We start from the raw sequence: 23,355 nt of genomic DNA, 5'->3' as shown, positions 1-23,355 counted from the left end.
GCCCGACACGTCCGCCGCGCGGGCGACGGCCTCGCTGTGTCCGCCACCGTAGGCTGATCATGTGTCCCGAGCCGAATCGAGTCGGACGTACAGCGGCCAACCGGTCGCCGAACGTCGCGTAGCCCGCCGGGCACGGTTCCTCGACTCGGCCCTGTCGGTCTTCGCGGAGAAGACGTACGCCCACAGTTCGATCAGCGACATCTGCGCCGACGCGGGACTGTCGCGGCGCCAGTTCTACGAGGAGTTCGGCAGCCGCGAGGACATCCTCCTGGCCGTCTACGACACGATTCAGGACGACGCCCGGGACGCCGTGCTCGCCGCGAACGAGGCGGCCCCCTCGCGCGATCCGCGGACCGTAGCCGGCACCGTGATGACGGCCTACATCGAATCGGTCGGCACCGACGAGCGGCGCGCCAGGATCATCTTCGTGGAGGTGGTCGGGGCGGGCCCCCGGGTCGAGCAGTACCGCCTCGAGCGCCGCGCACAGTGGGCGCAACTCTTCGAGGCGGTCACCCGCACGATCGACGGTGGCGTCGTCGACCCACCCGAACGGTTCGCGATGGTGTCGATCGCCTTCATCGGGGCGGTCAACGACCTCGCCCACCACTGGAGCACCGCCTCACCCCGGCCGTCCGCGTCGGTCCTGGTGGACGTCCTGAGCACGATGCTCATCGCGCTGGTCACCGATCAGGCCTGACCGGAACTTACTCGCGAGTATTGCGATACCCGTCACACCTGATCTGGCACTCAAAGTGAGACATGGACGTCTCACTTCGGCCCGGGGAGGACCACATGATCAGATCGAGAGCGCTGCGACACCGAATACTGCTGGTGGGAGCGATGGTGGTGGGTGCACAGCTCGCCGTCGCCGCACCGTCGGTCGGGGCGCCCACCGACGGCGGGACGGCGGTGGACGTGCAGCCGGCCCCGGCCGTTCCCGCCTGGCCCGAGGCCGACCGGGGCTTCTACGAGCCGCCTGCGGACGTGGTCGCGGCGGCCGAGCCGGGCGAGATCATCGCCGCCCGCGAAGTCCATCTGGCGAACCTGTCGGCGGTTCCGGTGAACGTCGACGCGTGGCAGCTGTCGTATCGCTCCAACAATTCGCGGGACGAGGCGATCCCGGCGGTCGCGACGGTCGTCAAACCGCGGGGCACGATCGACGGCGTCCGCAATCTGCTGTCGCTCCAGCCGGCGGAAGACTCGCTCGGCCAGTACTGCGCCGCCTCGTACGCGCTGCAGCAGTGGTCCGTTCCCGCGCCGCTGACCGGTCAGGTCCGCGCCGCTGCAGTTCCTCGAGGCCCAGGCCGCGCTCGCCCAGGGATGGGCCGTCGTGCTGCCGGACCATCAGGGCCCGAACGCCGCCTACGCGGCCGGGCCCCTCGCGGGCCGCATCACCCTGGACGGAATCCGGGCGGCGGAGAACTTCGACCCCCTGGAGCTGTCCGGCAGGCAGACCCCGGTCGGACTGATGGGGTACTCGGGTGGCGCGATCGCGACGGGGCATGCCGCCGAACTCCACGAGAGCTACGCGCCGGACCTGAACATCGTCGGCGCGGCCGAGGGCGGTATCCCGGCCGATCTCGGCGCCCTGGTCGATCTCGCGGACAACAACCTGGGCGCGGGGATCGTGCTGGGCGGGGTGTTCGGGGTGAGCCGGGACTACCCCGAACTCGCGGAGTATCTCGACACCCACCTGAACCCCCTCGGCAAGCAGCTCCTCGCCGCCAAGGGCAACCTGTGCGTCAGTTATCAGTCCGCGCTGCTGCCGTTCGCGAACCTGCGGGGCCTGTTCGACAGCCCCAGCGGCGACCCGCTGCGCGATCCGGTGGTCGAATCGGTACTCGACCGGACGAGGATGGGCCATCGGGTGCCGGACGTCCCCATGTTCATGTATCAGGCGAACCCGGACTGGCTGGTGCCGGTCGGGCCCGTCGACCGGCTCGTCGACACGTACTGCCAGGACCCGGACGCCCGGGTGACGTACATCCGCGACCACGCCAGCGAGCACCTGTCCCTCGAGCCGGTCGCGGCCGCGAGCGCCCTGATGTGGTTGCGGGACCGTTTCGACGGGGTCCCGGCCGGCGCCGGGTGCGCCACCCACGACGTGGGGTCGATGGCCCTCGACGAGAAGACGTGGCCGGTGTGGTCGTCGATCGTCGGCGACACACTCGCGAGCCTGCTCGGTCAGCCGATCGGGACGTGACGGTTCACAGCCCGCCGACACCGGCGAGCAGGGTGCGCGAGCCCTCGTGGAGCCGGTCCCGGACGACGTCGACGGTGGTCTTCATCGTCGCCGCCACCTCGTCGCAGGACATTCCCCGGTAGAACACGAGGGCGAGTGTCTCCCTTTCGAGGGCGGGCAGCGCGTCGACCGCGTCCAATACCGCCGACCTGCACGAATTCACTTGCATGTACCCATCGTCAATGACCGGCGGGGTCGGAGACAGGGACCCCAGGGTGACGAACTGCCCACCCAGGGGTGAGCGTGCGGAAAAGACAGAGGGCCACCTTCCCCCGGGGGAAGGTGGCCCTCTGTGTGCGGAGGCAATTCCGCGGTGGAGCCTCCTGTCAGGATTGAACTGACGACCGCTCGCTTACAAGGCGAGTGCTCTACCACTGAGCTAAGGAGGCGGACACGCGCGCCCATCATATCCATTGCAGGAACGTCGGCCACTTCCGCCCACATTGGATAGCGTTGGAGCCATGAGTACCTCGGAGATCGCCACCGTCCTCGCTTGGCACGACGCCCTCAACTCCGGCGACATCGACACTCTGCTGTCGCTGTCGAGCGACGACATCGAGATGGGTGGACCGAAAGGCGCCACTCAGGGCCTGGCGCCGCTGCGGGAATGGGCGTCCACCGCGGGCATCACGCTGAATCCGAAGCGAATGTATTACTACGACGGAGTGCTGGTGGTCGAACAGCAGGCCACGTGGGCCACGGACCCGGAAGAGACGCGTATCCTGGCCTCTGCATTCCGTGTCGTCCACGATCAGGTCATCTCCACGTTCCGCCACGAGACACTCGAGTCTGCACTCTCCGCTACCGATCTGACCGAGAAAGACCTTGTCTCCGACACGTAGTATGTCCAAGCTCACAGAATCCCTCCAACGTCTCACAGGCGACCGTCGCGCAACGGTCGATGCGGTCACCGCTGCACCCACCCCGCTGCAGCCGATCGACCTCACCGACGATGCGGTCGTCGCCGAAGTACTCGACCTCGCCGTGCGAGTCGGTGAAGTCCTCCTCGCGTCCGGCACCGGTGCGATGGACACCGCCGAACAGGTGCAGTTCATCGCCGCCACGTACGGCCTCGCCCAGTGCGATGTGGATGTCACGTACAACTCCATCGTGCTGTCGGCGTACCGCGGGCCCACCCTCCCGCCGGCGAGCACCATGCGGATCGTGCACTACCGCTCGATGGACTTCACCCGGCTCGCGGCGGTCGACCGGCTCACCCGGCGCATCCGCCGGGAAGCGGTCACCCCCGGCGAGGCGCATGAGGCCCTGACCGCGGTCACCACGGCGCCGCACCCGTACAACCGCTGGATCGCGACGCTCGCCTGGGCGTCGATGGCCGCGTCGGTGTCCGTGTTGATGGGTGGTGGGGTGCTGGTCGCGTCCGTCGCCTTCCTGACGACGATGGTGATCTACCGGGTCAACCGCGTCCTCAACCGCATCGGTCTGCCGTTCTTCTTCCAGCAGGTGGCGGGCGGCCTGGTGGCCGCGACCCCGGCGGCGACGCTCTACACGTTCCAGGATCAGCTGGGTGTCGAGATCAGACCGTCGCAGATCATTTCGGCCGGTGTGGTGGTGCTGTTGTCCGGGCTGTCACTGGTCGGTTCCGTACAGGACGCCATCACGGGAGCACCGATCACGGCGGCGGCGCGATTCTTCGAAGTGGTCATGATGACCGGCGGCATCATCGCCGGTGTGGCCATCTCGTTGCGTCTGACCGGCGTGCTGGGTTCGACCCTGCCCCCGGTCAACGTCGAGATCACCGAACTCGTGCAACTCCCCGTGCTGGTGATGTCGGGCGCTTTCGCGTCGATGTTCTATGCACTGGCCTGTTACGCCGAGCAACGGGCCCTGACGGCCGCGTGGTTCGGTGGCGCGGCCGGCGCGCTCGTGTACATGGTGGCGCACCAGTTCGGCATCGGCCCGATCATCGGTTCGGCACTCGCCGCCACCGTGGTCGGCTTCGCCGGTGGTCTGATGGCCCGCCGCGCGCTCACGCCGCCGTTGGTCGTCGTGGTGGCGGGTATCACGCCGCTGCTGCCGGGTCTGTCCCTGTACCGGGGTCTGTACGCCCTGCTCAACAACGAGGTGGTGATCGGACTGGGCTCGCTGCTGGCGGCGTTCGGTATCGGTTGCGCGCTCGCGGCCGGCGTCACACTCGGCGAATGGATCGCCCGGACCCTGCGGAGGCCGCGCATCCTGCGCCGCACAGACGACATCCGCCGCCCCGTCTTCAAGACGAGGCGGCGGAAGCCGGTCGAAACACACACACAGAAGGCGGCCTGAGGCAGTTTCAGGTGACGGCCTCTCGGCCGTCGGCCGGGCGCGACCGCCGGAATCTCACCGGACGGTCGTCCCGGCCCACAACGTCGCCGAAACGCGGGCGACGAGGAGGTCAGCTCTTGTCGACGCTGTGCCGTCCGCCCGACTTCTCGTCGGCCTCCATGGCCTCACGCAGGCTCTTCGGCCGCATGTCGGTCCAGTTCTTCTCCACGTACTCGAGGCAGGCTGCCCGGCTTTCCTCGCCGAAAACCACGCGCCAGCCTGCCGGCACCTCAGAGAACGTGGGCCACAGTGAGTGCTGGTCCTCGTCGTTCACCAGCACGTAGAAGCGGCCTTCTTCGTCATCGAATGGATTGGTGCTCATCTCGCCTCGCTTGTCGCATACGTGTCCTGTGCGTTCACACTAGCAAGCGTGCCGTTGCTGCCACGCCTTGTTACGACAGATGTAACGATCTCTCCCGCCCGCACGGCAACGTTCGACAGGAGCGACGACGTGATTCCGTGCGTTTTCTCCGTGCCGCCCTGCAGATAGATTCCCGCTGTGACGTCCGGCGAAACCGCCAATCGGTAATCTCGGCCGACTTCCCGGGGCGGGTGGGTTTTCGGCGCCAGTTCGCCGAGCAGCGGCTCGAGGGGAGCGGGGGTGAAACCGGTGGCCAGAATCAGTGCGTCGCAAGCAAGAGTGTCGGTGAGGCCGTCCACACCGCTGCGCACCGCCACCTCGATTCCGTCCGAAGTCTCGTCGACGGCAATGATCTCCGACGCGCGGCGCATGAACAGCCGGCGGCGCCCGCGCACGCGTTCCTGGTACTCGGTCGCGTACAGCTCGTTGATGAGCTCGATGTCGACCACCGAATAGTTAGTACTCCTATGGACATCCAGCAATCGCAGACGCTCCCCCTCCGGGGCGCCGTGCAGGTCGTCCACGGCCTCCGGATCGAAGATGCGGTTGGCGTACGGACTGTCGTCGGCCGGGCTGTAGCCGTAACGCGAGAAGACGCTGTGGACTTCGGCTTCGGGGTAGTTTCCGTGCAGGTACTGGACGATCTCGGCGGCGCTCTGACCCGCTCCGAGGACGACGAACCGCTGGTGAACCGGGGCCGGCATCTCGCCGAGCCGGAACAGGAATTGATGGTTGTGGAAGCACCGCGCAGAGGGGTTGGCCCACTCGGGGATTCGTTCCCGCAGACCCGCGCCGACCACGACGTTGCGTGCGATCACCGTGGAGCCGTCGGCGGCACGGACCTCGAAACGGTCGATCACCCCGTCGTCGCCGCGGATTCCGCGTACCGCCTCCACCGTGGTGCCGTACCGCACGTCGGCGTCCACTCGGCGTGCCGCCCACTGCAGGTAGTCGTGGAACTCGTGACGAGTCGGGAAGAACGTCTGGTGATTGACGAAGTCGACGAGGCGACCCTGATCGAAGAGGTAATTGAAGAAGGTGAATGCGCTGCGCGGATTCCGGAACGTCACCAGATCCTTGGGAAACGCGATCTGCATGGTGGCGCCGTCGAGCAGCATTCCGGGATGCCACCCGAATCGATCCTGCTTCTCGAAGAATTGCGCGCTGATCCGCTCGCGCGGGGGGCACTCCGCGTTGTGTTCCTCGATGGCAATGGCCAGTGCGAGGTTGGCGGGACCGAATCCGACACCCACGACATCTCGCACCGGGAGATCTGTACCGACCGTTTCCGGCGATTCACTCATAGCTCGTTGTCCGTCCTCGACGCCGCGCCGCACCCGACCCAGCCGCCGTCTGTCTTCCGGCAAGATAGTGAAGCCTATCCTTATTTCGAGCACAGTACCAAGCACTTCCGGCCCCCGAGGCGGCGAAGTCCGCCCCAGAACTGCGATCTAGATCACTCTTGATCATCGGACGCCTTGCGCCCATGCGGTGACCAGCGCCGACAACTCCGACGCCCAGCCACGGACCTCCTCGGCATCCAGCACATCCGAGGAGAAAGAGAAATATGCGTGGACGGGTCCGCCGCCGATCGGCTCGTAGAAGCTCAGCGTCAGATCCGAATCCGGCACACCCACCGGCACCGGCATGAAGCCGCCCAGCGCGTCGAGGTGACCGAGCCTGGCCTGCTCGTGATGAACGATCATGACCTGCGGACGAAGCACCGGCGTGTCGCCGAGCGCCTCCACCACGTCGGCGAAGGCCACGTCCTGGTTGTCCAGCGCGTCGAGATTTCCAGCGCGGATACGCTGCAGCAACTCCACGGGATCGGGATCACCACTCGTATCCGTTCGCAGCAGAACGATATTGAAGAAGCAGCCGACGAGCGCGTCCAGCGTCTCCTCGGTGCGTCCCGCGACGAGCGACCCCAGCGGGATGTCCGTGCCGGCGCCGTGCCGGGTCAGCACGGTCGCGAGCGCCGCCTGCAACACCATGAACAGGCTGGTGCCCGTGTCGCTCGCGAACTTCGTGACCGCGCTGTGCAGTTCCGCGTCGATCTCGACGGGCACGATCTCCGCCGTCCGCGGTCCGCGAATGCCCGGGGCGGGAAGTTCGAGCCGGGACGGCATCCCGTCCAGCGTCTCGCGCCAGTACGCGAGCTGACGGGACCGGCGGCTGTCCGGGTCCCCGGGATCGCCGGCGAGTGCCTGCGACCACACCACGTAGTCGGCGTATCCGACGGGCAGCGGGTCCCATTCGGGTTCGCCGCCGTGTGAGCGGGCGGCGTATGCGCCCATCAGGTCACCGAGCAACGGCACCACGGACCATTCATCGACGGCGATGTAGTGCATCGCGAGGAGCAGCGCCTGGGTGCCGTCCGCACCGGTCACCAGATGCACCCGCAGCGGTGCGTGCTCGGTGAGGTCGAGGGGTGCCTGCGCCAACTCGAAGACCGTGCGGTGCACGTCCCCGTCGTCGACGTCGACGAGTTCGAGGGCGGGCCGCACCGCCTCCTGGGCGAACACGGTGTCCCCGACCTCGACGTACACGGTGCGCAGCGGTTCGTGCCGCGTCGTGACGTCGTCGAGAGCCTGCGCCAGGATCTCGGGGTCGACGGTGTCGCGAAGCTGCAGCGACAGTGCGTGACTGGCGCGGGCGTCGGCGCCCGCCGCCCGGAACTGCTTCCAGAACCTGCGTTGCGGCCCGGACAGCGGAAGCGTCTCGGGCCGGGGGTCCGACGCCGTCAGCACCGGCCTGCCGGTGGACGCGGCCGCCGCGACGATCGCGGAGAGTTCGGCCACCGTGGAACTGTCGAACACGTCCCGGATGCCGATGTCGACGGCGAACCGCCCACGGATCCGGCCCACCAGCCGCATCGACGCCATGGAGTTACCACCGAGGTCGAAGAAGTTGTCGTGGATGCCGACCGACGGCAGGTGCAGGATCTCGGCGAACGCTGCGGCGATCTCCTTCTGCTCCGGCGTCTGCGGAGTGCCGTCCCCGGTCAGGGCCGACCAGTCCGGCAGCGGCAGCGCCTTGCGGTCGAGTTTCCCGTTGGGGGTCAACGGAAGTTCGCCGTCCAGCACGACCACGAGAGTCGGCACCATGTAGTCGGGCAAGCGCGCGGCGGCGTGTTCCCGCACTGCTTGCGGATCGATCTGCCCGGCCCCGTGCCCGTCGGCCGGGGTGACGTAGCCGACGAGGCGGACGATGTCGCCGGACCGATCGGCGACGACCGCCGACTGCTTCACGGCCGGATGGCTTCCGAGGGCCGCGATGATCTCGCCGAGTTCGATGCGGAACCCACGGATCTTCACCTGGTCGTCGACGCGTCCGAGGAAGTCGATGTTGCCGTCGGCCCGCCAGCGCGCCCGGTCACCGGTCCGGTACATGCGGGTGCCCGCGTCGCCGAAGGGGCTGGGCACGAACCGGACCGACGTGAGGTCGGGCCTGCCGAGATATCCGCGCGCCAGTCCGCGGCCGGCGATGTACAACTCGCCCGCCACCCCCGGCGGCACCGGCTGCAGGCGGTCGTCGAGGACGTACGCCTGTTCGTTGGGGTCCGGGATGCCGATCGGCACAGCGGAGTTCCACCCGGGCTCCGCCTGCCACAACGTGTTGTTGACGGTGGCCTCGGTGAGACCGTAGGCGGCCAGCAGGTTGAGCCGCTCCGCCCACCGTCCGATCAGTTCCGGCGGCACGGTCTCCGTGCCCACCAGCACGGTACATCCCTCGGGGACGTCGCATCCGGACGGCAGCGCCGCCAGCAGGGACGGCGGAATGATCGCGTGCGTCACGGAATGCGCGGCCATGAAATCGGTGAGTTCCGGTCCGGCGACGCGGGACTCGTCGGGCACGATCACCACACGGGAGCCCGTGCAGAGCGCCATCGACAACTCGAAGACCGCCACGTCGAATCCGATCGACGCGAACTGCATCACCACCGAGCCCGGGACGAGTTTCATCCGCTGTTCGGCGGTGGCGACGAGGCTGGAGATCCCGTCGTGAGTGAGGATCGCGCCCTTGGGTTTACCGGTGGAGCCCGACGTGTAGATGACGTACGCGGCATGGTTCAGGCCCCGCGGGGGCTGCGGCACCGGTCCGTCGAACCCGGCCTCGAGCTCCGTGACGACGGACTCGTCGTCGAGCAGAACGCGAACGAGGCCGTCGGCCTCCGCGATGCGCGGGCTCTCCCCCACCGTGGTCGCCAGCACCCGCGCCGCGGAGTCGGCGAGCATGTAGGAGATGCGGTCGGACGGGTGGTTCAGGTCGAGCGGCAGGTACGCCGCCCCGAGCTTCAGCACCCCGAGCACGACCGCCACCATCTGCGAAGACCTCGGGACCGCGAGACCCACAACGTCTTCGGCCGAGACGCCGCGGCGATGCAGCAGCGCGGCGATCCGGTCGGCGCGGGCACTCAGCTCCGCATACGTCACCTCGCCCGCGGCGTCGACGACGGCCACAGCGTCGGGGGTCGCGGCGACGTGGCGCGCGAACGCCTCGTAGAACGTCTCCTCCGCCACCGGCTGTGCGGTGTCGTTGAACCCGTGCACCACCAGTTCACGTTCGTCGCCGAGGAACACGTCGAGGTCGCCGATGGCGCGCCCCGAGTCGGACGCGACGGCGCCGAGCACCTCGACCTGCCTGCGCGCGATCTTCTCCGCGGTGGCCTTGTCGAACAGGTCCGAACCGTATTCGAGGCGCAGTTCGACCCGGTCGTCGTCGAGGTACTCGGTGAAGTTGAACACCAGGTCGAACTTGGCCGTGCGTTCCTCGAACACCACCGGGGTGAGGGCCGATCCGGCGGCCTGCGCCGAATCGGACGTCCGGCTGTGGTAGCCGACCATCACCTGGAACAGCGGGTTCCGGGCCAGCGTCCGCGCCGGATTCACCTTCTCCACAACGGTTTCGAACGGAACGTCCGAGTGCGAGAAGGCCGCCAGGTCGGTGTCGCGGACCCGGGCCAGCAGCTGGTCGAACGTGGGGTTGCCCGACACGTCCGTCCGCAGCACCACGGTGTTGACGAAGAACCCGATCAGGTCGTCGAGGCCCTGTTCGCTGCGGCCGGCGACCGGTGCCCCGATCGGCAGATCGTCGCCCGCGCCGAGACGGTGCAGCAACGCCGCCGACGCCGCGTGCAGCACCATGAACATGCTGGTCCCCGACGTCCGCGCGAGCGAACGGAGCGCCCGCGTCGTCGCGGCGTCGAGCGTCGCCTCGATGGCGCCGCCCGCGAAGCTGGGCCGCGCCGGCCGGGTGCGGTCGGCGGGGAGCACCAACTCCTCCGGCGCCCCGTCGAGGGTCTTCGCCCAGTAGTCGAGTTGACGGCTGACGAGGCTGGACTTCTCCTGCGGGTCACCCAGGACGTCGCGCTGCCACAGCGTGTAATCGGCGTACTGGACGTCGAGCGGCTCCCAGCCCGGTGCCGAACCCTGCGCGCGAGCGGCGTACGCCGTCATCAGGTCCCGCAGGAACGGCCGGTCCGACCACTCGTCGGTTGCGATGTGGTGCAGCACGATCGCCAGCACCTGCTCGTCGCCGACCCGGATGAGGCTCGCGCGCACCGGGATCTCGGTGGCCAGGTCGAACGGCCGGCCGACGGTCTCGGTGACGAGCCGGACCAGATCGGCCCCGGTGCCGTCCACGACCGCGACGTCGGGGCGGACGTCGTCCAGGATCACCTGCACGGGTTCCCCGTCGTGCTCCCCGAACACGGTGCGCAGCGACTCGTGCCGCGACACCACGTCGGTCAGCGCCTGCTCGAACACCTCCGGGTCGAGTGCGTCCCGCAGTCGCAGGACGATCGGGAAGTTGTAGGCGACGGCGGGGCCCGCCCCATCCTGAACCGACGCCCCTTCCATCTGCTGCAGGAGCCAGAGGCGTTGCTGCGCAGCGGAGAGCGGCAGATGCTCGGGCCGTGGCCTGGCCGCCAGCACCGGACGCGTCGACGCGGTGTCGTCGCCGATCCGGGTGGCGAGTTCGGCCACCGTCGGCGCCTCGAACAGGTCGCGCATGGTGAGGTCGGTGTCGAGCGCGGCCCGTGCCCGGCTGATCAGCCTGGTGGCGAGCAGCGAGTGACCGCCGAGGTCGAAGAAGTCGTCGTCGACCCCGGGGGCGGGAACGCCGAGGATCTCGCCGAACAATTCGGACAGCACCCGTTCGGTGTCGGTGCGGGGTTCGGTGCGCGCACCGCCGCTCCGGCCGAGCACGTCGTCCGCGGACGGCAGCGCCTTGACGTCGAGTTTGCCGTTGACCGTCATCGGCAGCCTGTCGACCTCGATGACCGCGGCGGGCACCATGTAGTCCGGCAACGTTGCGCGCAGCGCCTGTGAGTACTTGTTAACGTCCGGCGGTTGATAAGTACTCACGGGTACGGCGTAGCCGACGAGCCGCTTGAACCCGCCCGGCCCCGAGTCGACGACGACCGCCGCCTGGCGCACGCCGTCCAGCGCTTCGAGCGCCGAGGCGATTTCGCCGAGTTCCACCCGGTGACCGCGGATCTTCACCTGATCGTCCGTGCGGCCCAGGAAGTCGAGGTTCCCGTCGTCACGCCGGCGCACGAGGTCACCCGTCCGATACATACGTACGGATTGACGGAACGGGTCGGCGACGAAACGCTCCGCCGTCAACGCGAACCGGTCGAGGTAGCCGCGGGCCAACCCCACCCCGGAGATGTACAGCTCACCGGGAACGCCGTCCGGAACCGGACGCAACCAGGCGTCCAGCACATAGGCGGACGTGTTCCAGATCGGTGTGCCGACGGTGGGCGTCGCGCTGTCGGCGGTGCCGGCACCGAGCGTGTTGATGGTGTACTCGGTGGGACCGTACAGGTTGTACCCGCACGTTCCGTCCGTGTCGCGCAACCGGTTCCACACCGAATCCGGCACCGCCTCGCCGCCGAGGAGTACGAGCGGCGGCCGGTGCCGCCCCGGACCGTCGTCGAGCAGACCCTCCTCGATCAGGTGCTGCGCGTACGTCGGTGTCACGTTGACGACGTCGATTTCGTGGGTGTCGCAGTAGGCGACGAGCGCCTCCGCGTCACGCCGCAGGTTCTCGTCGCAGATGTGGACCTCGTGTCCTTCGACCAGCCACAGCAGTTCCTCCCACGACATGTCGAACGCGAACGACACGGTGTGCGCGATCCGCAGTCGCCGACCGCCCGCCGCGGCGACGACCGGTTCGAAGATCGCCTCGCGATGGTTGAACTGCATGTTGGTCAGTCCGCGGTACGGGGTGACGACGCCCTTCGGCTTGCCCGTGGACCCGGACGTGTAGATGACGTACGCCGGATGGTCCAGGCGCCCCGGGGTTCCGGGCGCGAAACCGCCGAGTTCGGCCTCCGACAGCGGTGCGGACGCGACCGCGCCGAAGTCGAGGGTGTCGACGGCCAGCGTGTCGACGGTGGCCGCGGCGAGCGTCCCGGCGACGTCCGACGTGGTGACCATGACCGTCGGCCGGGCGTCGTCGAGCATCGCGACGAGGCGCTCGGCCGGATGGTCCAGTTCGAGCGGCAGGTACGCGGATCCGGTGCGCAGGACGGCGAACAGCGCCACCACCATCTCCACCGTCCGCGGCAGTGCGAGCGCGACGATCCGTTCCGGTCCCGCGCCGCGGCCCAGCAGCAGCCGGGCCATCCGGTTCACGTCGGCGTCGAGTTCGGCGTAGCTCACGGCGCGGTCCCCGAACACGAGGGCCGTCTCGTCGGGACGGACGAGCGCCGCGTCGGCGAACAGGTCGGCGATGGTCGCGTCGGGCAGGGCTTTCGGCTGGATCGGCACGGGTGTTGCGGCACCGGCGATTCCGCCGACCATGCCCGACAGGTCCGTGGACCACTCCTCGAGCACGGTCACGTACCGCGACAGCATGCGTTCGACCCGCGACTCCGAGATCTTCTCCGGGTGGAACTCGAACTTCACCTTCACGCTCACGCCGGGTGTCACGACGACCGTGACCGGGTAGTGCGTGTGGTCGATGCTGTCGCCACCGCTGATGTCGTGCGCCGCGTTGAGCGCCGACACCTGCTTCTCGTCCACGAAGTTCTGCAGCACGTAGAGCACGTCGAACAGTTGCCGGTGCTCGGAGACCCGCTGGATGGAGGCGAGCCCGAGGTAGTCGTACGGGGTCAGCGCCAACCGCTCGGACTGGATTCGCCGCAGCAGGTCGGCGACGGTCTCGTCGGCGCGCAGTGTCGTCCGGACGGGGACGGTGTTGAGGAACATGCCCGTCACCGCGTCGATGCCCGGGACCTCCGGTGGCCGTCCGGCCACGGTGGTGCCGAACACGAGGTCGCGGCGTCCCGTCTCGATGCCGAGTACGACCGCCAGCGCGGCGTTCAGCACCGCGTTGAACGTGACACCGGCGCCGCGGGCACCGGCCCGGAGCCGTTCGCTCAGGTCCTCGGACAGCACCGCGTCCCGGCGCTGCGGTGGCTCCGGCTCCCCGGTGATCGTCGCGGCGAGCAGTGTCGGCTCGTCGAGCCCGGCGAGGGCGTCGGTCCACGCCGACTGTGCGGCGTCCGCGTCCCGGGTGGCCAGCCACTGCAGGTAGTCCTCGAAGGACCCTTCCGGGGCGGCGAACCCGGTGTCGTCGCCGCCCGATTCGTACAGGGCGAGCAGCTGGCTGACGACGAGACCGTTGGACCATCCGTCCCACAGCAGGAACTGCCGGTTGATCACCAGTCGGTCGTGGGAATCACCGAGTCGCAACACCATTGCCCGCCACAGCGGCGGGGCGGTCAGGTCGAACGGTGTCAGCCGGTCCTGCGCCGTCAATTGTGCGGCGTAGGAGTCGCGTTCGGTCTCGTCGAGTTCGCGCAGGTCGAACTCGGCGACGGGCACGTCCAGTCCGGTGCCGAAGAACTGCACCGGCGCGGGCAGGCCCGCGCTGACGAATCCCGCTCGCAGCGTGGGGTTGCGGCGCTGCAGGGTCCGCAGCGCGGCGGCGAGCCGATCGGTGTCGAGGCGGTGCTCGAAGTCGAGGGAGAACTGTGCCGTGTAGATGTCGGTGCCGGAGTCGAACCCGGCCTGGAAGTACAGGCCCTCCTGCAGTGGCGACAGCGGCAGCACCGTGTCGACCCCGCTCGGGCTCGTCTGGACGATCCGGTCGATCTCGTCCTGCGTCAGCGTCACGAGCGGCAGGTCGGACGGCGTGAGCATCGCCGGTCCGTCGTGTGCTGCGGCGGCGTCGGCGAGTTCACGAAGGGCGGCCACCCAGCCGTCGCTCAACGCGACGGTGTCGACCTCGCTCAGGTCGGCGTCCGACCAGGCGAACACGGCCTGCAGTTCGGTGCCCTCTGCGGATTCCTCGCACAGCGCGTTGATCACCAGCCGGTACGGACCGCCGAGGTCGGCGTCGGGATCGGTTGCCAGGAAAACGGATTCGACCGCGGGAGTCCAGGGCCCGGGCGCGACGTGCGGCATGCGGCCCAGGTAGTTGAACAGCACCTGCGATTCGGACCGTGCCGCGAGGAGACCGGCGGTGCGCGCGTTGACGTACCGCAGCATGCCGTAGCCGATGCCGCCGTCGGGCGCGCCGCGCAACTGTTCCTTGACGTCCTTGAGCGTGTCGAATGCGCCCGTCCGGCTGCGCAACCGGACGGGGGTGACGTTAGTGAGCCAGCCGACCGTGCGGGAGAGATCAACGCCTTCGGCGAGTTCTTCGCGCCCGTGCCGCTCGAGGTCGACCAGCAGGTCGTTCTCGCGTCCGCGCTCGGCGAGCCAACGGTCGGCCGACAGTCGCAGCGCCGCGAGCAGCACGTCGGTGACGTCCGCGCCGACGACGGCGGGCACGGTGGTCAGCAGGGCCGTCGTCAGTTGCCGGTCCAGGCGGACCGTCCGCCGGGCGCCGCTGCTCACGACGGCATGCCCGTCGGTGCCGGGCACCAGGTCGGCGCCGGGTTCGGTGACCCGCAGCCAGTGGTCGAGTTCGGCCAGGCGGGCCGGTTCCTGCGCCTGCTCGGTAACGATGCGGGCGAATCCGCGCAGCGACGTGGGCACCGGGTCGAGTGCCGCGTTCTCGCCGCTGTCGGCGGCCACCCACGCCATGGCGAGGTCCTCGATCAGGGTCCGCCACGACACCCCGTCGATCACCAGGTGGTGCGCGACGAGCAGCAGCCTGCCCAGTTCCTGCGGGCCGGCGTCGAACCACACCGCCGACAGCATGGTGCCGTCGTCGGGGTTCAACCGGTCGGTGGCGGCGTCGGATTCGCCTGCCACCGTCTCGCGCAGCGCGTCGGCGTCGAGTCCGGTGACGTCGACGCGGCGCAATGTCACCTCGGCGGTGGCGGCGATCTCGAGCGACCACACGCCCGGTGCGTGCCGGGTGAGCGTCTGCCGCAGGCCGTCGTGGTGAGCGATCACCGAATTCAGGGCCGACGTGAGGACGGCACCGGTGGTACCGGCCGGTGTGTGCAGCAGAACTGCCTGGTTGAAGCGGTTCTTGCTGCCACTCCACTCGGACAGCCGGTGGACGACGGGCAGCGGCGGCAGAACGCCGATGCCCGACTCCTCCACCCGCGGCGTCTGCGGGACGGCCGTGGCCGCGACCAGTCGCGCGAGCGCGGCCGGCGTCCGTTCTTCGAAAATCTGCCGTGGGGTGACGGTGATCCCCTCCCGGCGAGCGAGATTCACCAGGCGGATGGCGAGGATGCTGTCTCCGCCGAGAGCGAAGAAGTCGTCGTCCACGCCGACGGTCCCGAGACCGAGAACCTCGGCGTAGTGGGCGGCGAGCACAGCCGCTGAGCCGCTCGCCACGACCGGCCCGGAGCTCGCCTGCGCCGAAGTCATGTGCGCGGAGAAGTCCGGTGCGGGAAGGGCTTTGCGGTTCAGCTTGCCGCTGGGGCCGAGCGGGAATTCCGCCACGTTCACGAACGCGACGGGCACCATGAACTCCGGCAGCGCCGAGGCCAGGCGCGCACGGACGTCGTCGAGATCGGCGTCCCCGACGACGTACCCGACCAGCTGTTGCCGACCGGGCCGGTCCGAGCGCACGACGGCGGCGGCCTGCCGCACGCCGGGGCAGGCGGCCATCTGGGCTTCGATCTCGCCCAGTTCGATCCGGAAGCCGCGAAGCTTCACCTGATCGTCGATCCGGCCGAGGTACTCGACGGCACCGTCCGCGTCGACCCGTGCGACGTCACCGGTCCGGTACATGCGGGTCCCGGCGCGGGAGAACGGGTCGGCGACGAAGCGCTCCGCGCTCAACCCGGGCCTGCCCAGGTAGCCGCGGGCCAGCTGCGGCCCGGACAGATAGAGCTCACCGGCGGCGCCCGCGGGCACGGGCTGCAGGTACCGGTCGAGCACGTAGAGTCCGGTGTTGGACGTCGGCAGACCGATCGGCACGGACGGCGCGGCCGCGTCGATTCCTTGAACGGACGCGGCATAGCTGACGTCGACCGACGCCTCGGTGGGACCGTAGAGGTTGTCGAGTTCCACCCCGGGCAGGAGTTCGGCGACGCGCCGCGCGGACGCCACGGGCAGCGCCTCACCGCTGCACGAGATGATCCGCAGACCGGTGCACCGGGCGGCGGCCGGCTCGGCGAGGAACACCTCGAGCATCGAGGGCACGAAGTGCACGCGCGTGATCGACTGCCGCACGATGACGTCGGCGAGGTACGCCGGATCCTTGTGACCGTCCGGCCGGGCCAGCACGAGCGTCGCCCCGGCGAGGAGTGGTCCGAAGAATTCCAGCACCGACACGTCGAAGCTGGACGGTGTCTTCTGGAACACGTTGTCCGAAGAGGTGATCGGGCGGAACCGCTGAACCCACAGCAGGCGGTTGACGATGCCGGCGTGCGGCACGACGACCCCCTTGGGCCGTCCCGTCGAGCCCGACGTGTAGATCACGTAGGCCGGGTGCCGCGGTGCGAGCGGGACACCGGTCAGCGGCTCGGGCGAGTACCGGTCGGCGTCGGACACCCAGACCTCCGGGACGCCGGACCCGGCAAACGCCACGGTGCCGTCCGTGAGCACGCACACCGGCTGCGCGTCGGCCAGCATGTACGTCAGCCGGTCCGCGGGGTACCCGGTGTCGAGCGGAACGTACGCGCCGCCCGCCTTCCCGACCGCGAGCAGCGCCACCATCAGATCCAGCGAACGCGGCAGTGCCACTGCGACCTTCGACTCGGGCGCCACCCCACGCTCGACGAGCAGCCGGGCGAGGCGGTTGGCGCGCGCGTGCAGTTCCGCGTACGTGAGGTGGTCGTCCTCGAACACGACGGCGACCGCGTCCGGTGTGCGCTCGGCCTGCTCCTCGAGCAGGGCCGTCACCGTCGTGTCGGGGAACTCCACGTCGACGTCGCGCAGTGCGGCCGCGATCGGCTCCCGCGACGCCAGCGGGACGGCGGACACGGTCTGGTCGACGTCCCGGGTCAGCTCGGCGAGATAGGCGATCGTCGACTCCGCGAACCGGGTGGCGGTCGCCGCATCGACGCGGGCGGCGTCGTACTTCAGCTCGAGCGTCAGCGCGTCACCGGGCACCACGATCAGCGTCATCGCGTACGGCGGATGCTCGTCGAAACGGATGCCGGTCAACTGCACCGCACCCGTGGGATCCGCGACCGCGCCGTCGCCGAGCGGATAGTTCTCGAACACGACCAGCGTCTCGAACAGGTTCTGCAGTCCCGCTTCCCGGCGCAGCTCGGCCAGTCCGAGGTACTGGTGGTCGAGCAGCGTCGACTGCTCGTGCTGCCACCGGGCGAGGGTCCCGGCCACCGTGTCGGTGGCCCGGTACCGCAGCCGGGTGGGAACGGTGTTGATGAACAGGCCGACCATGGTCTCGATGCCGGGCAGGTCGCCGCCGCGGCCCGACACCGTCGAACCGAACAGCACGTCCTCGCGGCCGGTGAGGCGGCCGAGGACCAGGCCCCACGTGCCGTGCACCAGCGTGCTGAGCGTCAGTCCGCGGGCCCGGCCCACCGCGGTGAGGGCGGCGGTGTCTTCCGACGGCAGCGCCACCCGGACACTGCGGATCCCGGACTCCCCCTTCGTCGTGGACGTCGGGAGTTCCACCGGCTCGGGAGCGTCTGCGAGCGCCTCCCGCCACACCGCGAGCGACGCCTGACGGTCCCGCGTCCCCAGCCATTCGAGGTAGTTCCGGTAGGGCGTCGGCATCGGCAGCGCCTGCGGCGTCCCCTCGACGCTGTACAGCGCCATCAGCTCCCGCAACATCACCGGCACCGACCACCCGTCGGCGACGATGTGGTGAATCGACTGCAGCAGAAGAAACTTCTGCGGCACATCCCCCGTCGCTTCGCTCGCCCCGGGTTCCACCCGCGCGAGCGTGTAGCGCAGCAGGGGTCCGCGGGCGAAGTCGAAGCCCCGCGCCCGGTCCGCCGCCAGCACCTCTTCCACGCGCGGCGCCGGATCCGCGACGCCGGTGAGATCGAGTACCTCCATCGGCACCCGGACGTCGTCGCAGACCACCTGGACCACCCGGCCGTCCGACACCGCCCGCACACCGACGCGCAGGGCCGCGTGCCGGTCGACGACCGCCTGCAGTCCGCGGTGCAGCGCCGCGGCGTCGACGGGCCCGGTCAGTTCGATCACCTGCTGCACCACGTAGGGGTCCGTGCCGGTGTCCTCGAAAGCCGACTGGAAGTAGATGCCCTCCTGCAGCGGTGTCAGCGGCAGCACGTCGGCCGCCCCCGCCAGCGCGTCCACATCCGACTGGGCCAGCGAGACGAGCGGGAAGTCCGAAGGCGTGTGACCGCCGAGGCCATCGACCCCGGCGAGCACCCGCAGCACCGCGGTCCACTCGTCGGCGAGGGCCCGGACGGCGTCGCGGGTGAGCACACCGGGAGCCCACGTCAGCGTCGTACGCAGCACCGGACCGTCGGCGCCGTCCTCGGCGATCACGTCGAACGCGAGGGCATGTCCGAGCGGCGTCCGTGGGTCTTCGGCGCCGCCCATCGCCCGCGGCAGCCAATCGGCGCCGTCGGCGGACGTCACCCGTCCGAGGTAGTTGAACAGCACCTGGGGTGTCGGCGCCTGCCCGAGTTCCGGTTTCGGCACGCCGAGGTAGCGCAGGGCGCCGTAACCGAACCCGGCACCCGGGATGCGGCGCAACTGGTCCTTCACCGCCTTCAGTGCGTCGGCGATGCCCGCCTCGTCCGCGGCCGCACCGGGGTCGAGCACCACCGGGTAGACGGTGGTGAACCAGCCGACGGTCCGGGAGAGGTCGAGGGCGGGTCCGTCGGTGCGGCGCACGAGGTCTTCCTCGCGTCCGTGCCCTTCGACGTCGAGGAGCAGGGGGCCGGGTTCGCCGTCCCGCCACCTCTGCAGCGCCACCGCGAAACCGGTGAGGAGCGCGTCGTTGACGTGGCCGTGGAACGCTGCGGGCACGGTGGAGAGCAGCGGCCCGGTGAACTCCGGAGACAATGTCACCGTGAGGGTGTCGGCGTCACCGGCGAGGTCGAGGGCCGGATCGAGCGCACGCGATCCGAGGAGCGGGTCTGCAGTGGCCGCGACGTCCGCCCAGAACGGCAGTTCGTGGTCGAACGCGCCCGACTTCGCGTGCTCGTCCAGCAATTCGGACCAGCGGCGCAGCGACGTCCCGACCGGAGGCAGTTCGGGGACGCCCCCGGCCGCCGCGGCGGTGCCCGCGCGGGCGAGGTCTTCGAGGATGATGCGCCAGGACACCCCGTCGACCACGAGGTGGTGCCCGATCAGCAGCAACCGGCCGGACCCCTCGGCGGCGGAGAAGAGGACGGCCTGCAGCATCGTGCCCGCGTCCGGGTCGAGCCGTGCGACGGCCGCCCTGGTCTCGCTGTCGAGTTGCTCGGCGCTGCCGTCGAATTCGACGACCCGGAGGATTCCGTCGACCGCCGCCGGGGACGGTTCGGGCACGGAGAGTGTCCAGCGGTTACCCCCGCGGCGGAGGCCGCTTCCGCTACCACGGACCAGCGTCGCGCGCAGGGCGTCGTGCCGCTCGAGCACCGCCGCCAGAGCCGCCCTCGCGGCAGGTTCGTCGAGGGCCGCCGGAGTCTGCACCAGCACCGACTGGTGGAACGCGGCGATCTCGCCGCCCCTCTCGGCGGTGCGCGCGACGATCGGGGTGCTGCGGACGTCACCGACGGCGACGTCGTCGGAGTCCACGGCGGCCGCGGTCCGGCCGTCCTGGACCCGGGCGAGCGCCTCGGCGGTGCGGAGCTGGAAGATCTCCCGTGGGCTGATCGAAAGCCCTTCCCGCCGAGCATGGTTGACCAGCTGGATCGCGACGATGCTGTCGCCGCCCAACGCGAAGAAGTCGTCGGTGACGCCCACCGATTCCACCCCGAGGACACCGGCCATCAGCGCACACAGGGTTTTCTCGGCGGCGGTGCGGGGCGCGACGTTCTCGCCTGCCGCGCCGAGGTCCGGCTCGGGCAGCGCCCGCCGGTCCAATTTTCCGTTGGGGGTGAGCGGGAACCGATCGAGGACGACGAACGCCGACGGCACCATATACTCCGGCAGCTTCGACGACGCCCAGACCCGCAGTTCCGCGACGTCCGGCACCGAATCCTGCTTCGCCACGACGTAGGCCGCGAGATACCGTGCACCCGACGGTGTTTGCCGCACGACGACGGCGCTGTGCCGGACGGCGGGATGCGACACGATGCCCGCCTCGACGTCCTCGAGTTCGAGCCGCATGCCCCGGATCTTCACCTGGTTGTCGGCGCGGCCGAGGAAGTCGAGGGTGCCGTCCGGCGCCCACCGGGCGAGGTCGCCGGTCCGATACAGCCGGGAACCGTCGTCCGCGAACGGGTTGGCGACGAAGCGGGACGCCGTCAGCTCCGGTGCGTCCACATAGCCGCGCCCGAGGAGGAATCCGCCTGCGTACAGTTCACCGCCGGTGCCGAGCGGCACCGGGTTCAGGTGGTCGTCCAGCACGTACAGCTGGGTGTTGGGGTTCGGGCGCCCGATCGACGTCGCTATCCGCGCGGCGTCCTCCCGGTAGATCACGTGCGATACCCCGATCGTCGCCTCCGCCGGACCGTAGCCGTGGTACATCGTGATGGCCAGTTGCGCTCGGAACCTCTCGAACAGCCGGGGTGTGAGAACCTCACCGCCGCACCACACGTGCTTCAGCGCCGACATCCGGTCCGTGCCCCGGGACAGGTCGAGCAGCACGTCCAGCATCGACGACACGAGGTAGACGAACGTCACCGACTCGCGCGCGATCAGGTCCAGGAGATACTGCGGGTCCCGTTCCCCGCCGGGCTCGGCCACCACCAGCCTGGCACCCGCCACCAGCGGCAGCAGGATCTCGTTCACGGAGATGTCGAAAGACAGCGGCGCCTTGAACAGCGACGCGTCCGAAGGCCCGAATCCCAGGATCTCGTCGCGCTGCCACAGCAGTCGCGCGCAGACGGCCTCGTGCCGGATCATGGCCCCCTTGGGCCTGCCCGTCGAACCCGACGTGAAGATGACGTACGCCAGCCGCGCACCCTGCACGGTCACGGCGGGCGGTTCGGTCGGCTGCCCGGCGTGCGCCCACGCCACGAGGTCGACGGGCACGGCCCGCTCCCCCGCGTCGGTGACCCCGCCGGGGCCGGTGAGAACGAGGGCGGCCCCGGCGTCGGCGAGCACCGACGTCCGGCGGTCCTCCGGCCACGACGGGTCCAGGGGCACGAACGCCCCACCCGAGCACATGACGGCGAGCAGTCCGATCACCATTTCCGTGGAGCGCGGAAGGCCGATCGCCACAACAGTTTCCGACCCGACACCGCGGTCCAGGAGGTGGTGGGACAGCTGCGCCACCCGCTCCCCGAGCTCCCGGTAGGTGAGCCGGACGTCGCCGGCGATCAGGGCCTCGGCATCAGGCGTCCGCGCCACCTGGGCGTGGAACAGTTCGGGGACCGTCACGGATTCCTGCGGGGACGCGGTGTCGTTGAACTCCACCAGCAACTGCCGGCGCTCGGCCGCGGTCATCGGATCGAGCGACGCGATGGGCTGCGCCGGGTCGGCGACGATCTGCCCGACGAAGTGCTCGAGCCGACGGTGGTGTTCCTCGAGTTCGGCCCCGAGACCGGCCGGGGCCCGGAGGTCGATCTGGATGGGCTCCGAATCCTGCCCACCGCGGATCGAGAAGTCGAGGTCGCGGACCGGTCCGGTCGCCGAACCGCGCACCCACGCCGGGAATCCGCCGAACGTCAGCGAATGCTCGAACATCATGGAATTGATTCCGGGACCGAAGATCTGGCGGTCCGGGTCGATCGACCGCAGTTCGCGGGCGAGGTCCTCACCGCGGTAACGCCCGTGCCGCAGCACCGAGATCAGCGTCGTGTCGATGCGGGTGGCGAGCTCACCCACCGTCATCTCGGGATCCACCTGCACCCGGAGCGGCAGGATCGTCGAGCACATCCCCGGGATGCGGCGCAGTTCGCGCCCGACCCGCGCCGTCATCGGCAGCGACAACGTGAGGTCGCGGCGGCCGGTGAGCCGGTGGATGTATGCCACGACCGCGGCGAGCGGCAGCCGGGTGCGCCGGATCCCGGCATCGGAGGCGAAGGCGTAGAGCGCGTCGGCGTCGTCCCCGTCGATCTCGACGAGGGCGGAGATCGGCGTCCCGGAGTGGTCGACGACCTGCGGGAGCAGGCGGGGCGGTTCCGGCGCGTCGACGACCTGCCGGATCCAGAAGTCGCGGTCGGATTCGAAACGCTCCGAGGCGCGGTAGTCGCGATCGGACGCCACGAGGGAGTCGAGCGGCCACGGCGCCGTGGACGTCTCGAGTTCCGGATGGTCGTATCGATGGACGACGTCCGCCACGAGCAGGGTGATGCCGTACCCGTCGATGAGGCTGTGGTGGTAGCGCTGGTACCAGATCACCGACTCGTCTCCGGTGCGCAGCAGGGCGTGTCGGAACAGCGGTTCGTCGCCCTCGATGTCGACGACCGTCTCCATGTCGCGGTCCATCCACGCGCGCGCACTCGCTTCGGGATCCTCTTCGCGGCGCAGGTCGACGACGCTCAGGGTCCACTCGCCGGGCGCTGTCGGCACCTGGAGCAATTCGTTGCCTTCACCGCGCTCGAAGCGCACGTGCAGGGCGTCGGCCCGTGCGACGGTCTTCCGAATCGCCGCGACCGTCCGGTCCAGATCGATCGGGCCCGCGACCTCCACGACGAGCGAGAGGTTGTAGACCGGGCTGCGCGGGTTCAGCTGCTGCCCGACCCACACCTCGGACTGCGCGGCCGTCACCGGCAACGCGACAGGCGTCGAACTGGCGCCCATCGAGGAAGAAGCGCTCTCAGCCGAAAGATGCTGAAGGCGAGCAGCCGCCGAGTGGTCCGGAGACATGGGTGATCCGATCGTCCGTCGAGAGCGCCCGTCCAACGACGGGCACCCGAGGAAGTTTAGGTTAGGCTACCCACCAGCAACAAGCCGGTTGCCAGCAAGTTCACAGGCGATGGTTATCACGGCGGCAGTTTCGGTTCAATCTCCCCGGCCGCGTGTCC

General features: G+C 69.6%; 8 protein-coding genes, 1 tRNA gene and 1 pseudogene. 4 read left to right on the top strand and 6 right to left on the bottom strand.

The window, feature by feature from the left end:
• Window positions 1-61 precede the first annotated feature (61 nt).
• Window positions 62-697 (top strand): TetR/AcrR family transcriptional regulator, encoded by a 636-nt coding sequence (locus CJ179_RS25380; protein WP_095863250.1) that lies wholly within the window; start codon window positions 62-64, stop codon window positions 695-697.
• Between the two features lie 71 nt (window positions 698-768).
• Here CJ179_RS25380 and CJ179_RS52815 read toward each other — a convergent pair whose 3' ends face one another.
• Window positions 769-1,035, bottom strand: a complete 267-nt coding sequence (locus tag CJ179_RS52815) for a hypothetical protein (protein WP_241031720.1) — start codon at window positions 1,033-1,035, stop codon at window positions 769-771.
• On the opposite strand from CJ179_RS52815, the pseudogene CJ179_RS25375 reads away from it, so the two are divergent.
• A pseudogene (locus CJ179_RS25375) lies at window positions 916-2,203 on the top strand (lipase family protein). The gene CJ179_RS52815 and the pseudogene CJ179_RS25375 overlap by 120 nt on opposite strands.
• A 4-nt stretch (window positions 2,204-2,207) precedes the next feature.
• Here the strand turns inward: CJ179_RS25375 and CJ179_RS25370 are convergent.
• Together CJ179_RS25370 and CJ179_RS25365 are read right to left on the bottom strand one after the other, a co-directional pair.
• On the bottom strand, window positions 2,208-2,411 hold the full coding sequence (locus CJ179_RS25370) for an RNA polymerase sigma factor (RefSeq protein ID WP_095863249.1): 204 nt from the start codon (window positions 2,409-2,411) through the stop codon (window positions 2,208-2,210).
• Window positions 2,412-2,556: 145 nt separating this feature from the next.
• Window positions 2,557-2,631 (bottom strand) — tRNA-Thr (locus CJ179_RS25365).
• A 72-nt stretch (window positions 2,632-2,703) separates the two neighbouring features.
• Between CJ179_RS25365 and CJ179_RS25360 the strand changes: the two genes are divergently transcribed.
• Together CJ179_RS25360 and CJ179_RS25355 are read left to right on the top strand one after the other, a co-directional pair.
• Window positions 2,704-3,084, top strand: a complete 381-nt coding sequence (locus CJ179_RS25360) for a nuclear transport factor 2 family protein (RefSeq protein WP_095863248.1) — start codon at window positions 2,704-2,706, stop codon at window positions 3,082-3,084.
• A gap of 1 nt (window position 3,085) precedes the next feature.
• The gene (locus CJ179_RS25355; RefSeq protein WP_072947937.1) at window positions 3,086-4,525 is read left to right on the top strand and encodes a threonine/serine exporter ThrE family protein; all 1,440 of its coding nucleotides are present in this window, start codon (window positions 3,086-3,088) and stop codon (window positions 4,523-4,525) included.
• A 109-nt stretch (window positions 4,526-4,634) separates the two neighbouring features.
• Here the strand turns inward: CJ179_RS25355 and CJ179_RS25350 are convergent, their stop codons facing one another.
• The 3 genes from CJ179_RS25350 to CJ179_RS25340 all read right to left on the bottom strand — a co-directional run bounded on the left by CJ179_RS25350 (window position 4,635) and on the right by CJ179_RS25340 (window position 23,197).
• Window positions 4,635-4,886, bottom strand: coding sequence for an MbtH family protein (locus CJ179_RS25350; protein ID WP_005244517.1), 252 nt, complete (start codon window positions 4,884-4,886; stop codon window positions 4,635-4,637).
• Window positions 4,883-6,229, bottom strand: a complete 1,347-nt coding sequence (locus CJ179_RS25345; protein WP_095863247.1) for a lysine N(6)-hydroxylase/L-ornithine N(5)-oxygenase family protein — start codon at window positions 6,227-6,229, stop codon at window positions 4,883-4,885. The genes CJ179_RS25350 and CJ179_RS25345 overlap by 4 nt, the downstream gene beginning before the upstream one ends.
• Window positions 6,230-6,391: 162 nt before the next feature.
• Window positions 6,392-23,197: a non-ribosomal peptide synthetase gene (locus CJ179_RS25340; protein WP_095863246.1), complete on the bottom strand. Its 16,806-nt coding sequence runs from the start codon at window positions 23,195-23,197 to the stop codon at window positions 6,392-6,394.
• Window positions 23,198-23,355: the final 158 nt, after the last annotated feature.

The sequence above is a fragment of the Rhodococcus sp. ACS1 genome (assembly GCF_002300155.1).
GTDB lineage: Bacteria > Actinomycetota > Actinomycetes > Mycobacteriales > Mycobacteriaceae > Rhodococcus_F > Rhodococcus_F koreensis.
Note: the sequence above shows the minus strand (reverse complement) of the source record. Positions and strands in the feature narration are given on the sequence as shown.

Coding starts and splice junctions, on each gene's coding strand:
- CJ179_RS25345 (WP_095863247.1), bottom strand. CDS start 6,229: ATGAGTGAATCGCCGGAAACGGTCGGTACAGATCTCCCGGTGCGAGAT.
- CJ179_RS25355 (WP_072947937.1), top strand. CDS start 3,086: ATGTCCAAGCTCACAGAATCCCTCCAACGTCTCACAGGCGACCGTCGC.
- CJ179_RS52815 (WP_241031720.1), bottom strand. CDS start 1,035: ATGGACTTCGCGGGCGGCGATGATCTCGCCCGGCTCGGCCGCCGCGAC.
- CJ179_RS25360 (WP_095863248.1), top strand. CDS start 2,704: ATGAGTACCTCGGAGATCGCCACCGTCCTCGCTTGGCACGACGCCCTC.
- CJ179_RS25370 (WP_095863249.1), bottom strand. CDS start 2,411: ATGCAAGTGAATTCGTGCAGGTCGGCGGTATTGGACGCGGTCGACGCG.
- CJ179_RS25350 (WP_005244517.1), bottom strand. CDS start 4,886: ATGAGCACCAATCCATTCGATGACGAAGAAGGCCGCTTCTACGTGCTG.
- CJ179_RS25340 (WP_095863246.1), bottom strand. CDS start 23,197: ATGTCTCCGGACCACTCGGCGGCTGCTCGCCTTCAGCATCTTTCGGCT.